This is a genomic window from Escherichia sp. 93.0816 (genome assembly GCF_013368855.2).
Taxonomy (GTDB): Bacteria; Pseudomonadota; Gammaproteobacteria; order Enterobacterales; family Enterobacteriaceae; genus Escherichia; species Escherichia ruysiae.
Genome location: NZ_JABWNC020000003.1, coordinates 195,688 through 209,414 on the forward strand (window position 1 = coordinate 195,688; position 13,727 = coordinate 209,414).

The following is a 13,727-nucleotide window of genomic DNA, read 5'->3' on the forward strand; positions in this document are numbered from 1 at the left end:
ACGTTGCTTCAGTATTAAAAAAACTATTTTTTATTTTATTAGTTCCTCATAGCTAGATTAAAACAGCGTTATTCGATACGTGAAATTAAGAGGGATTTATGGAACATCAGAGAAAACTATTCCAGCAACGCGGATATAGCGAAGATTTATTACCGAAAACGCAAAATCAACGTACCTGGAAAACATTTAACTACTTTACCTTATGGATGGGTTCGGTTCATAACGTTCCCAATTATGTAATGGTCGGCGGCTTTTTTATTCTCGGCTTGTCTACCTTTAGTATTATGCTGGCAATTATCCTTAGCGCCTTTTTTATAGCTGCTGTAATGGTATTAAACGGTGCTGCGGGCAGTAAATACGGCGTACCTTTTGCTATGATCCTGCGAGCTTCTTATGGCGTGCGTGGCGCACTGTTTCCCGGACTATTAAGAGGCGGGATTGCCGCCATTATGTGGTTTGGTTTGCAGTGTTATGCCGGATCGCTGGCGTTTTTGATTCTGATTGGCAAAATCTGGCCGGGATTTTTAACTCTCGGTGGTGATTTCACTCTGTTAGGGCTTTCGCTGCCCGGCTTGATTACCTTCTTGCTCTTCTGGCTGGTGAACGTCGGTATCGGCTTCGGTGGCGGCAAAGTATTAAATAAATTCACCGCTATTCTTAACCCGTGCATCTATATCGTTTTCGGCGGCATGGCGATTTGGGCGATTTCGCTGGTAGGGATTGGTCCAATCCTCGACTACATCCCGAGCGGTATTCAGAAAGCAGAAAATAGCGGCTTCCTGTTCCTGGTGGTGATTAACGCGGTGGTTGCGGTATGGGCGGCACCGGCGGTGAGCGCATCCGACTTTACGCAAAACGCCCACTCTTTCCGTGAGCAGGCGCTGGGGCAAACGCTGGGTTTAGTGGTTGCTTATATCCTGTTTGCGGTCGCTGGGGTGAGTATTATTGCCGGAGCCAGTATTCATTACGGCGCGGATACCTGGAACGTGCTGGATATTGTTCAGCGTTGGGACAGCCTGTTTGCCTCGTTCTTTGCGGTACTGGTTATTCTGATGACGACAATCTCTACGAACGCCACCGGTAATATTATTCCGGCCGGTTATCAGATTGCCGCTATTGCACCGACGAAACTGACCTATAAAAACGGCGTACTGATTGCCAGTATTATCAGCCTGCTGATCTGCCCGTGGAAGTTAATGGAAAATCAGGACAGTATTTATCTGTTCCTCGATATTATAGGTGGGATGCTGGGGCCAGTAATTGGCGTGATGATGGCGCATTATTTCGTGGTCATGCGCGGGCAAATTAATCTCGATGAGCTGTACACAGCAGCAGGTGATTTTAAATATTACGATAACGGTTTTAACCTCACTGCATTCTCAGTAACTCTGGTGGCGGTTATTTTATCTCTCGGCGGTAAATTTATTCCGGTCATGGAACCGTTATCGCGTGTTTCATGGTTTGTCGGCGTTATCGTCGCCTTTGCGGCCTACGCCTTATTAAAGAAACGCACAGCAGTAGAAAAAACAGGAGAGCAAAAAGTCACAGGTTAATTAATTCCGATATTGAACATTGAGTTAAAAAACAATCTGTATTTTACAAGGAGTTTGTTATGTCTTTTGATTTAATTATTAAAAACGGCACCGTCATTTTAGAAAACGAAGCTCGCGTTGTCGATATTGCCGTTAAAGGCGGAAAAATTGCCGCTATCGGTCAGGATCTGGGCGATGCAAAAGAAGTTATGGATGCGTCTGGTCTGGTCGTTTCTCCGGGTATGGTCGATGCGCACAGCCATATTTCTGAACCGGGTCGTAGCCACTGGGAAGGTTATGAAACTGGCACTCGCGCAGCGGCAAAAGGCGGTATCACCACCATGATCGAAATGCCGCTCAACCAGTTGCCAGCAACCGTTGACCGCGCATCGATTGAACTGAAGTTCGACGCCGCTAAAGGTAAGTTGACTGTCGATGCGGCACAACTGGGTGGCCTGGTGTCTTACAACATCGACCGTCTGCACGAGCTGGATGAAGTGGGCGTTGTCGGCTTCAAATGCTTCGTTGCGACCTGTGGCGATCGTGGTATCGACAACGACTTTCGTGACGTAAACGACTGGCAGTTCTTCAAAGGCGCGCAGAAGCTGGGCGAAATGGGGCAGCCGGTGCTGGTGCACTGCGAAAACGCCCTGATCTGTGATGAGCTGGGCGAAGAAGCGAAACGTGAAGGTCGCGTAACCGCACATGACTATGTGGCTTCTTGTCCGGTATTTACCGAAGTGGAAGCGATTCGCCGCGTACTGTACCTGGCGAAAGTTGCCGGTTGCCGTCTGCACGTTTGCCACATCAGCAGCCCGGAAGGTGTTGAAGAAGTGACTCGTGCTCGTCAGGAAGGTCAGGATGTTACCTGTGAATCCTGTCCGCACTACTTTGTTCTGGATACCGATCAGTTCGAAGAAATTGGCACCCTGGCGAAGTGTTCACCGCCGATCCGCGATCTGGAAAACCAGAAAGGCATGTGGGAAAAACTGTTTAACGGTGAAATCGACTGTCTGGTTTCCGACCACTCTCCATGCCCGCCGGAAATGAAAGCTGGCAACATCATGAAAGCATGGGGCGGTATCGCCGGTCTGCAAAGCTGCATGGACGTTATGTTCGATGAAGCGGTACAGAAACGCGGTATGTCTCTGGCAATGTTCGGCAAATTAATGGCGACTAATGCGGCAGATATTTTCGGTCTGCAGCAAAAAGGTCGTATTGCCCCAGGAAAAGATGCCGACTTTGTCTTCATTCAGCCGAATAGCAGCTATGTTCTTACCAATGACGATCTGGAATATCGCCACAAAGTCAGCCCGTATGTTGGCCGTACCATTGGCGCGCGTATCACGAAAACCATCTTACGTGGTGATGTGATTTACGACATCGAGCAGGGTTTCCCTGTTGCGCCGAAAGGTCAATTTATCCTTAAACATCAGCAGTAATCTGGCCCCAGCAATGCCCGCCTTCGCGGCGGGCATTCTCCGGTTAAGGTGTGTTTATGTTCAATTTTGCAGTCAGCCGCGAAAGCCTGTTATCAGGATTTCAGTGGTTTTTCTTTATTTTTTGCAACACGGTTGTGGTTCCTCCTACGCTGCTTTCGGCTTTTCAGTTGCCGCAAAGTAGTCTGCTTACGCTCACCCAATATGCTTTTCTTGCTACTGCGCTGGCCTGCTTCGCCCAGGCGTTTTGCGGTCATCGTCGCGCTATTATGGAAGGGCCGGGCGGCCTGTGGTGGGGAACCATCCTCACTATCACTCTTGGCGAAGCATCGCGCGGAACGCCTGTCAACGATATCGCTACCAGTCTGGCGGTGGGAATTGCGCTCTCTGGCGTGCTGACGATGTTGATTGGTTTTAGCGGATTAGGTCATCGTCTGGCGCGGTTATTTACGCCGTCGGTGATGGTCTTGTTTATGTTGATGCTGGGCGCGCAGCTGACCACTATCTTTTTCAAAGGTATGCTCGGGCTGCCGTTTGGCATAGCCGACCCAAATTTTAAAATTCAGTTACCGCCGTTCGCGCTCTCGGTGGCGGTGATGTGCCTGGTACTGGGGATGATTATCTTCCTGCCGCAACGTTTTGCCCGTTATGGCCTGCTGGTCGGTACAATAACCGGCTGGTTGTTGTGGTACTTTTGCTTTCCATCCTCGCACTCGCTTTCCGGGAAATTGCACTGGCAGTGGTTTCCGCTCGGCAGTGGCGGTGCTTTGTCGCCGGGGATTATTCTGACGGCGGTGATTACCGGGCTTGTGAATATCAGTAATACCTACGGTGCGATTCGCGGTACGGATGTTTTTTATCCGCAGCAGGGCGCGGGGAATACGCGTTATCGTCGTAGCTTTGTGGCGACCGGATTTATGACGCTGATAACCGTGCCGCTGGCGGTCATACCATTCTCGCCGTTTGTTTCATCCATTGGTTTATTAACCCAGACCGGCGATTACACGCGGCGCTCGTTTATTTATGGCAGCGTTATTTGCCTGCTAGTGGCGCTGATTCCGGCGCTCACGCGACTGTTTTGTAGTATCCCTTTACCGGTGAGTAGCGCGGTCATGCTGGTTTCTTATCTACCTTTACTTTTTTCGGCGCTGGTGTTTAGCCAGCAAATAACCTTTACCGCTCGCAATATTTATCGACTCGCATTGCCGTTATTTGTTGGCATATTTTTAATGGCATTACCGCCTGTGTATCTGCAAGACCTTCCATTAACGCTTCGTCCTCTGCTCAGTAACGGCTTACTGGTCGGAATTTTACTGGCTGTTCTTATGGATAATCTTATTCCGTGGGAACGCATCAAATAATTTGTTGAAAAAAGGATTGATAATGAAAATTGTCATTGCGCCAGACTCGTTTAAAGAGAGCTTAAGTGCAGAAAAATGTTGTCAGGCAATTAAAGCCGGGTTTTCGACCCTCTTTCCCGATGCGCAATATATCTGTTTGCCGATAGCGGATGGCGGCGAAGGTACGGTGGATGCGATGGTCGCCGCGACGGGCGGCAACATCGTGACGCTTGAAGTCTGTGGGCCGATGGGCGAAAAAGTGAATGCTTTTTATGGTCTTACCGGCGACGGGAAAACGGCGGTGATTGAGATGGCGGCGGCAAGTGGCCTGATGCTGGTCGCGCCCGAACAGCGTAATCCGTTGCTGGCGTCAAGTTATGGCACCGGCGAGCTGATTCGTCATGCGCTGGATAACGGCATTCGCCATATTATTCTCGGCATTGGCGGCAGCGCAACGGTGGACGGCGGCATGGGCATGGCGCAGGCGCTCGGTGTGCGTTTCATTGATGCCGACGGTCAGGTGCTGGTGGCTAACGGCGGCAATTTAGCGCGCGTGGCAAGCATTGAGATGGATGAATGCGATCCGCGTCTGGCGAACTGCCATATTGAAGTAGCATGTGACGTCGATAACCCGCTGGTAGGGGCACGCGGCGCGGCGGCGGTGTTTGGTCCGCAAAAAGGGGCAACGCCGGAAATGGTCGAAGAGCTGGAGCAGGGGCTGCAAAATTTCGCCCGTGTTTTGCAGCAGCAAACGGAAATCAATGTCTGTCAGATGGCGGGCGGCGGCGCAGCGGGCGGTATGGGTATTGCGGCGGCGGTGTTCCTCAATGCGGATATTAAACCGGGTATTGAGATTGTACTGCGGGCGGTCAACCTGGAGCAGGCGGTGCAGGGAGCGGCACTGGTGATCACCGGGGAAGGGCGCATTGATTCACAAACGGCAGGCGGTAAAGCGCCGCTGGGCGTTGCGTCGGTGGCGAAGCAGTTTAATGTACCGGTGATTGGGATTGCTGGCGTATTGGGTGATGGCGTGGAAGTGGTGCACCAGTACGGCATTGATGCGGTGTTCAGCATTCTGCCGCGTCTGGCACCTTTAACCGAAGTGCTCGCCAGCGGTGAAACCAATCTCTTCAACAGTGCGCGAAATATTGCCTGCGCCATTAAAATAGGTCAGGGAATTAAAAACTGACTCTTACCTTTAAAGTGGATGCGGTTCATATCGCATCTTTTTTTACCTGAATTTATCGCAAAAAAAGCCACGGTATAAACCGTGGCAAAATCCAACATAGCTAAAAATAATCAGGCGAGCGGTATTACTTAAATCTCAACGTCGCGGTTGCAATCTTTCGAGTAAATATAACTGAACGCTTCACCACGTCCTACGCCATAGCCGGCCTGTAAAGAATATGCGCCCATAAAGATGTAATCGCCTTTTTTCACCGGTATCCAGTTATTATCAAGGTTATAAACGCCCTGACCGGAAAGAATATAAGCACCGTGCTCCTGAACGTGGGTTTCGATATAACCGTGGCTGGCACCTGGCGCAAAAGAGAGGATATGCATATTCATATCAAAGCCTAACTCTTTGGGCAGAAAATCCAGCAGAATAACATCGTCCATGCCTTCATAATGAATGCGTTCCAGTTCGCTGGCATTGCCAGAAACCAGCCACGGCGCATGACCTTCTACCGGAACATAGCGGCGCTTATACAAGAAGATTTGGCTGTCTTCGGCCTGGGCATTAACAAACGTCATTAAGGAGCCTGGCGGGCAATAAAGATAGCCACCTTCGCTTAAGGCAAATGTTTTCCCTTCGGCTTTGGCAATGATATTTCCAGAGATCACATACAGGAACGTTTCAATACCTTCGCCACCGAAGCCCTGTTGGTTGCCGCCGTTTTGATGCAGTGTGACCAGATAATCAACAAAAGAGGCACCCAGCTTTGGCGTGGACAGGATTGTCGCGTCACAATTTTCAAAGCCCGGAATAATATTTTTTACCAGACCGTCTGGTGTTAACAGTGCGAAATTACCGTGTTTAACAATCGCACGGTTAGCCAGTAAATCATCGCGGTAACCGGTGACGTTATTTAAATATCCCATTTATGACTCCTTATTTCTGCCAGGCAAGTTGATAAAGCATGAGTGCCAACGTTTTGACCCCTTCGGCAAGGTCGGTAATATTGGTGCGTTCCGCCGGGTTATGGCTGATCCCGTTGATGCTGGGGATAAAAATCATGCAGGTCGGTACGCGAGGCGCGAAAATTTGCGCGTCGTGCCCGGCACCACTGTGCATCACCCGATAGTTCAGTTTTTCTGTTTCACACAGTTCCGTCAGGGTGGCGACCAGCTCTTTGTTCATCGGCACCGGTTCTTCATCCATCCATAAATCGATATCAATACCAATGTCCATTTCATCGCAAATCGCCCGCATGTCGTTTTCTAACTGTTGGGTGAAATCGCGCAGCACGGCAGCGTCAGTATGGCGACAATCAATGGTGAACGTGGTTTTACCCGGCACTACGTTAACCGTATTTGGGCGCGGCTCCACCTTGCCAAAGGTCAGCACCAGCGGGTCGCCCATCTTTTTCGCTTTTTCAACCGACTGACTGCAAATGCGGCTAAACGCGTAAACCGTGTCACGACGATAACCCATCGGCGTGGTGCCTGCATGGTTTGATTCGCCGTTCAGCGTCACCGTATAGCGGCGCTGCCCGACAATCGCATTCACTACGCCAATTGACTGCCCATTACTTTCCAGCACACAGCCCTGTTCGATATGCAGTTCGACAAAGGCTTTAATATCCTGGCGCGGAGTTAGTGGGGCGTTTGACAGAGTAAATCCGCAGGCGAGCATGGCATCAAGGAAGCCGTTGCCTTTGGCATCACAGATATTCCGCACGTCGTCGGGATTCGCCAGACCAAAAATATTTTTACTGCCCCAGAAGACATACGGGAAGCGGCTGCCTTCTTCTTCCGCCATCGCCACCACCTCGACAGTACGTAGCGGCGCGCCGTATTGCGTTTTCAGCCAGTCAATTGCCAGCCACGCCGCCAGCGCGCCAAATTGCCCGTCGAGGTTACCACCGTTGACCACGGTATCGATATGCGAACCGCTCAGAACCACTTCCTGTGGATATTTGGTGCCACTCAGGCGACCGTATAAATTGCCCACTTCATCGAAACGTGTTTCCAGCCCGCTTGCTGCCATTCTTTTTTTAAATTGCTGTTGGGTTTCCAGCCATTCCGGCGAATAAAGTAAACGGGTCATCCCACCCGTAGGGTCAGCGCCAAAAGAGGAAAGCCAGGGCAGCGTTTCTTCTATGGCTTGACGGAAATGTGTAATCATAAGAAAGTCCTGTCTCAATAATTATTGCGCAAAGGGATTTTTCGTTTCGTATGACGTGTTATAAAGCGCGTCGGAAATTAAATACTGGTAAATGTCATCAACAATTTCGATGCCTTCGACGGCGGCTTTGCGTTGTTTAATATCCTGATCCTGTCCGGGATAATAAACCTGATTAAAACCGGGCGCGGGGGTAATGGCATTTAATTCGCGCATGGTCTGGCTAAGATGTTGACGGAATAATTCGCTGGAGGAGAAAAAGTTCGGATTAATAACTATATGTAATTGCCCCAAATTACGCCCGGCGTGTAAATCGTCATACATCGAACTAACCTGTCGCCCGAATGGTAAGCCGAGTAACACGCCTGAGAGGACGTCAATCATCATCATCAGGCCATACCCTTTCGGTCCGGCTGCGGGAAGCAGAGCATGTACCGCGAACGGATCGGTTGTTGATGCACCGTTTTTATCGACCGCCCAGGTATCCGGGATAGACATATTACGCGAGCGGGCGTCGAGCACTTTTCCCCATGCCTGTACGGTAGTCGCCATATCAAAGGTAAGGATCTCTTCGCCTTCTCCCGGCGCAGCAAAGGCCAGCGGGTTAGTACCGTAGTAAATTTCCGCGCCGCCAAATGGCACCACCATTGGATCGGACTGGCACAGCGAAATGCCAATCAATCCGGCGCGGGCTGCCTGCTGCACAAAATAAGAGATTGCGCCGCTGTGACCCATCCGGCTGATACCGACCACCGCAACGCCATTTTGTTGGGCGGTTTTGATGGCATGTTCCATACCCATTTTTGCGGCGACCTGCCCGGCGGCATTGTCGGCATGTAAAATTGCCGAGCACGGCCCGGTTTCCTCAAGACGAAACTCCGGTTCGCGGTTGGTGCCGCCTTTTGAGATGCGTTCCGCGTAGTATTCCACGCGCACCGCGCCATGAGAGTGGATCCCTCTGGCATCGGCGTAAACCAATACTTCAGCCACGGTTGCAGCGTGCTCTCGTTTTAACCCAGCCTGGTAGAGTTTATTCTCGATTAGCTGGTGGAGTGTTTCCCGACTGATTTTCATCTGTCTTCCTTTTTAACGACGGTGTGAAGCATGACTGCAATTAACATACAGGGAAAATATCTCGATTATGTGATCCAGACAGGCAAAAAAATATAGTTAGAATTTATTTGATAATCGTCCCTCTTTTAACCTGATTTTTAAAACAACCACGCTTATTAAAAAATAACGCGTAATAGCCTGGCGGTTATTTGAATTCTTTTGTTAATAATCCCTGTGTGATATTCATCACCTTATTTACTCGTTGTCATCGATACCGTAATCGCCACATTAACACTGCTCGTGCAATTGCCATGGGTGCAATTTTTAAGGAGTTGTTATGATCCACGCCTTTATTAAAAAAGGGTGTTTTCAGGATTCGGTCAGTTTAATGATTATTTCACGAAAACTCAGCGAATCAGAAAATGTTGATGATGTTTCCGTAATGATGGGTACGCCCGCCAATAAAGCGTTATTAGATACCACAGGTTTCTGGCATGACGATTTTAATAACGCCACGCCGAACGATATTTGCGTGGCAATTCGTAGCGAAGCGGCGGATGCGGGGATCGCGCAGGCGATTATGCAGCAGCTTGAAGAGGCGCTAAAACAACTGGCGCAGGGAACGGGCAGCAGCCAGGCGTTGACGCAGGTGCGTCGCTGGGACAGTGCCTGTCAGAAATTACCCGATGCCAATCTGGCGCTGATTTCAGTGGCTGGCGAGTACGCGGCAGAGCTGGCGAATCAGGCGCTGGATCGCAATCTCAACGTGATGATGTTCTCTGATAACGTCACGCTGGAAGATGAAATCCAACTCAAAACCCGCGCGCAGGAAAAAGGCTTGCTGGTGATGGGGCCGGACTGCGGTACGTCGATGATTGCCGACACGCCGCTGGCTTTCGCCAATGTGATGCCGGAAGGCAATATTGGTGTCATTGGCGCTTCTGGTACAGGGATTCAGGAACTGTGCTCGCAGATTGCGCTGGCAGGGGAGGGAATTACTCACGCGATTGGTCTTGGCGGGCGCGATCTCTGCCGTGAAGTGGGCGGCATCAGTGCACTGACGGCGCTGGAAATGTTAAGTGCCGACGCGAAAAGCGAAGTGCTGGCGTTTGTCTCAAAACCGCCTGCCGAAGCCGTGCGCCTGCGTATTGTTAACGCGATGAAAGCAACCGGCAAACCGACGGTGGCGCTGTTTTTAGGTTATACCCCGGCGGTTACCCGCGACGAAAATATCTGGTTTGCCTCCTCGCTGGATGAGGCCGCGCGTCTGGCTTGCCTGCTTTCACGCGTTACGGCGCGACGTAATGCGATAGCGCCTGCCAGCAGCGGATTTATTTGCGGTTTGTATACCGGCGGTACGCTGGCCGCCGAAGCGGCGGGATTACTTGCCGGGCACCTTGGCGTGGCAGCCGACGATACCCATCATCACGGCATGATGCTGGACGCTGATGGTCACCAGATCATCGACCTGGGCGATGATTTCTACACCGTCGGGCGTCCCCATCCGATGATCGACCCGACCTTACGCAACCAGTTAATTGCCGAGCTTGGCGCAAAACCACACGTGCGCGTATTGCTGCTTGATGTAGTGATTGGCTTCGGCGCGACCGCCGATCCTGCTGCCTCGCTGGTAAGCGCCTGGCAAAAAGCCTGTGCCGCGCGTTCAGACAACCAACCGCTGTACGCCATTGCCACGGTAACAGGCACTGAACGTGACCCGCAATGCCGATCGCAACAAATCGCCACGCTGGAAGATGCGGGGATTGCGGTAGTGAGTTCGCTGCCGGAAGCCACCTTGCTGGCGGCGGCACTGATTCATCCGCTTTCGCCTGCCACACAGCAACACACACCGTCATTACTGGAAAACGTCGCGGTGATTAATGCCGGATTACGCAGTTTTGCGCTGGAACTACAAGGCGCCAGCAAACCGGTCGTGCATTACCAATGGGCGCCAGTCGCTGGCGGCAATAAAAAACTGGCTCGTTTATTAGAACGTTTGCAATAAGGGGTTCCCATGTTTACATCAGTGGCGCAAGCCAATGCTGCGGTTATCGAACAAATTCGTCGCGCTCGTCCACACTGGCTGGATGTGCAACCGGCTTCTTCACTTATCAGCGAACTAAACCAGGGCAAAACGCTGCTTCACGCCGGGCCGCCAATGCGCTGGCAGGAGATGACTGGCCCCATGAAAGGGGCGTGCGTGGGCGCATGTCTGTTCGAAGGCTGGGCGAAAGATGAAGCGCAGGCGCTGGCAATACTGGAGCAGGGGGAAGTGAACTTTATTCCTTGTCACCATGTAAATGCCGTCGGGCCAATGGGCGGCATTACTTCTGCCAGTATGCCGATGCTGGTGGTCGAGAACGTGACCGACGGCAACCGGGCGTACTGCAACCTCAACGAAGGTATCGGCAAAGTGATGCGTTTTGGCGCTTACGGCGAAGATGTCCTGACTCGCCATCGCTGGATGCGCGATGTGTTAATGCCAGTATTAAGTGCGGCGCTGGGGCGCATGGAGCGCGGTATCGATCTCACCGCGATGATGGCGCAGGGCATTACGATGGGCGATGAGTTCCATCAACGCAATATTGCTTCCTCAGCATTGTTAATGCGTGCGCTGGCCCCACAAATAGCCCGACTCGATCATGATAAACAGCACATCGCCGAAGTGATGGATTTCCTCAGCGTGACCGATCAGTTCTTCCTCAACCTCGCGATGGCTTACTGCAAGGCGGCGATGGATGCTGGCGCGATGATCCGCGCGGGCAGCATCGTCACGGCAATGACCCGCAACGGCAATATGTTCGGGATTCGGGTAAGCGGGCTGGGTGAACGCTGGTTTACTGCGCCTGTAAACACTCCGCAAGGTCTGTTTTTCACCGGCTTCTCGCAGGAGCAGGCGAACCCGGATATGGGCGACAGCGCGATTACCGAAACCTTTGGTATCGGTGGTGCGGCAATGATCGCCGCCCCTGGTGTAACGCGCTTTGTCGGTGCGGGTGGTATGGAGGCTGCCAGGACAGTTTCTGAAGAGATGGCGGAAATATTCCTTGAGCGCAATATGCAATTGCAGATCCCTGGCTGGGATTTCCAGGGCGCGTGTCTGGGGCTGGATATTCGGCGCGTGGTAGAAACGGGTATTACGCCGCTTATCAATACCGGTATCGCCCATAAAGAAGCGGGGATCGGGCAGATTGGTGCAGGCACCGTGCGGGCGCCACTGGCGTGCTTTGAACAGGCGCTGGAAGCACTGGCTGAAAGCATGGGGATTGGTTGAGGAACGCGCAATGACGATCATCCATCCTCTGCTTGCCAGCCGTAGCGCACCGAATTATCGCCAGTCATGGCGGTTAGCGGGCGTCTGGCGGCGGGCGATTAATCTGATGACGGAAAGCGGCGAACTGTTAACGCTGCATCGTCAGGGTAGTGGTTTCGGTCCCGGAGGATGGGTGCTTCGCCGCGCGCAATTCGATGCGTTATGTGGCGAGTTAGGCGGCAATGAACGACCGCAGGTTGTGGCTCAAGGGATTCGCATCGGGCGTTTCACGGTTAAACAGCCACAGCGTTATTGTTTGCTGCGTATTACGCCGCCTGCGTATCCTCAACCGCTTGCGGCTGCATGGATGCAACGCGCGGAGGAAACCGGGCTTTTTGGACCACTGGCGATGGCGGTAAGCGATCCGCTGCCCGCTGAATTACGCCAGTTTCGCCACTGTTTTCAGACCGCGCTCAATGGCGTTAAGACTGACTGGCGGCACTGGCTGGGTAAAGGCCCCGGATTAACGCCGAGTCATGATGACACGTTGACGGGAATGCTACTGGCGGCCTGGTATTATGGCGCTTTAGATGCGTGCTCCGGTCGCCCGTTTTTTGCCTGTTCCAACAATCTTCAACTCGTTACCACAGCGGTGAGCGTCAGTTATTTACGTTATGCCGCGCAAGGATATTTCGCCTCGCCACTCCTGCACTTTGTTCATGCTCTGAGTTGCCCGAAACGTACCGCTGTTGCGATTGATTCGCTGTTGGCGCTGGGGCATACGTCAGGGGCAGATACGCTGCTGGGGTTCTGGCTTGGTCAACAATTATTACAAGGAAAACCATGAAAACACTGGTTGTAGCTCTTGGGGGCAACGCCTTACTCCAGCGCGGTGAGGCGCTGACGGCAGAAAATCAATATCGCAATATCGCCAGTGCTGTACCCGCGCTGGCGCGTCTGGCTCGTTCTTATCGGCTGGCGATTGTTCACGGCAACGGACCACAGGTGGGGCTGCTGGCGTTACAGAATCTGGCGTGGAAAGAAGTGGAACCGTATCCGCTGGATGTGCTGGTGGCGGAAAGTCAGGGAATGATTGGCTATATGCTGGCGCAAAGTTTGCGCGCACAGCCGCAGATGCCGCCTGTGACGACGGTGCTGACGCGCATTGAAGTTTCGCCTGATGATCCGGCGTTTTTGCAGCCAGAGAAGTTTATCGGTCCGGTTTATCAGCCAGAAGAACAAGAGTCGCTGGAAGCGGCTTACGGCTGGCAGATGAAACGCGATGGCAAATATGTGCGCCGGGTGGTGGCGTCTCCGCAACCGCGTAAAATTCTCGACAGCGAAGCCATCGAACTTTTGCTCAAAGAAGGGCATGTGGTGATTTGCAGCGGTGGCGGCGGTGTGCCTGTGACGGATGACGGGGCAGGGAGTGAAGCGGTAATTGATAAAGATCTCGCCGCTGCGTTGCTCGCCGAGCAGATTAATGCCGATGGACTGGTGATCCTGACCGATGCCGATGCGGTATATGAAAACTGGGGAACGCCGCAGCAACGTGCCATTCGCCATGCCACACCGGATGAGTTAGCGCCATTTGCCAAAGCCGATGGTTCGATGGGGCCGAAGGTGACAGCGGTGAGTGGTTATGTCAGAAGCCGTGGCAAACCCGCGTGGATTGGGGCGTTATCGCGAATTGAAGAGACGCTGGCGGGCGAGGCGGGGACCTGTATTTCGCTGTAGTCGTAGGCAGTAGACATTTGTGCCTGA

At 52.3% G+C, this 13,727-nt stretch carries 11 protein-coding genes; 8 read left to right on the forward strand and 3 right to left on the reverse strand.

Features of this window, described 5'->3' with window-relative positions; translation table 11 throughout:
* The first annotated feature begins 98 nt into the window (after positions 1-98).
* Genes HEM79_RS05565 through glxK form a run of 4 tightly spaced genes read left to right on the forward strand, consistent with a single transcriptional unit; the run spans position 99 to position 5,500 of the window.
* Positions 99-1,553 (forward strand): allantoin transporter, encoded by a 1,455-nt coding sequence (locus HEM79_RS05565; RefSeq protein ID WP_021550374.1) that lies wholly within the window; start codon positions 99-101, stop codon positions 1,551-1,553.
* Between the two features lie 59 nt (positions 1,554-1,612).
* Positions 1,613-2,974, forward strand: coding sequence for an allantoinase AllB (gene allB / locus HEM79_RS05570; RefSeq protein WP_176243017.1), 1,362 nt, complete (start codon positions 1,613-1,615; stop codon positions 2,972-2,974).
* Between the two features lie 56 nt (positions 2,975-3,030).
* Positions 3,031-4,332 carry a uracil/xanthine transporter gene (locus HEM79_RS05575; RefSeq protein WP_176243016.1) on the forward strand — a complete coding sequence of 434 codons (1,302 nt, stop codon included), beginning with the start codon at positions 3,031-3,033 and terminating at the stop codon, positions 4,330-4,332.
* A 22-nt stretch (positions 4,333-4,354) separates the two neighbouring features.
* Complete coding sequence (gene glxK, locus HEM79_RS05580) at positions 4,355-5,500, forward strand: glycerate 3-kinase (protein ID WP_176243015.1); 1,146 nt, start codon at positions 4,355-4,357, stop codon at positions 5,498-5,500.
* Positions 5,501-5,628: 128 nt separating this feature from the next.
* Here glxK and allE read toward each other — a convergent pair whose 3' ends face one another.
* The 3 genes from allE to allD are packed head-to-tail and all read right to left on the reverse strand — an operon-like array spanning position 5,629 to position 8,731.
* Positions 5,629-6,414, reverse strand: a complete 786-nt coding sequence (gene allE, locus HEM79_RS05585) for a (S)-ureidoglycine aminohydrolase (RefSeq protein ID WP_176243014.1) — start codon at positions 6,412-6,414, stop codon at positions 5,629-5,631.
* Between the two features lie 10 nt (positions 6,415-6,424).
* The gene (allC, locus tag HEM79_RS05590; RefSeq protein WP_176243013.1) at positions 6,425-7,660 is read right to left on the reverse strand and encodes an allantoate deiminase; all 1,236 of its coding nucleotides are present in this window, start codon (positions 7,658-7,660) and stop codon (positions 6,425-6,427) included.
* A gap of 21 nt (positions 7,661-7,681) precedes the next feature.
* Complete coding sequence (allD, locus tag HEM79_RS05595) at positions 7,682-8,731, reverse strand: ureidoglycolate dehydrogenase (RefSeq protein WP_176243012.1); 1,050 nt, start codon at positions 8,729-8,731, stop codon at positions 7,682-7,684.
* A gap of 316 nt (positions 8,732-9,047) precedes the next feature.
* Here allD and HEM79_RS05600 point away from each other — a divergent pair, with 316 nt between their 5' ends.
* The 4 genes from HEM79_RS05600 to HEM79_RS05615 are packed head-to-tail and all read left to right on the forward strand — an operon-like array spanning position 9,048 to position 13,700.
* Complete coding sequence (locus HEM79_RS05600) at positions 9,048-10,715, forward strand: acyl-CoA synthetase FdrA (RefSeq protein ID WP_176243011.1); 1,668 nt, start codon at positions 9,048-9,050, stop codon at positions 10,713-10,715.
* A 9-nt stretch (positions 10,716-10,724) separates the two neighbouring features.
* Complete coding sequence (locus HEM79_RS05605; protein WP_176243010.1) at positions 10,725-11,984, forward strand: YlbE family protein; 1,260 nt, start codon at positions 10,725-10,727, stop codon at positions 11,982-11,984.
* Between the two features lie 10 nt (positions 11,985-11,994).
* A complete protein-coding gene (locus HEM79_RS05610) occupies positions 11,995-12,810 on the forward strand; it encodes a DUF2877 domain-containing protein (protein WP_176243009.1) in 816 nt (271 codons plus the stop codon).
* Positions 12,807-13,700 (forward strand): carbamate kinase, encoded by an 894-nt coding sequence (locus tag HEM79_RS05615; RefSeq protein ID WP_176243008.1) that lies wholly within the window; start codon positions 12,807-12,809, stop codon positions 13,698-13,700. The genes HEM79_RS05610 and HEM79_RS05615 overlap by 4 nt, the downstream gene beginning before the upstream one ends.
* Positions 13,701-13,727: the final 27 nt, after the last annotated feature.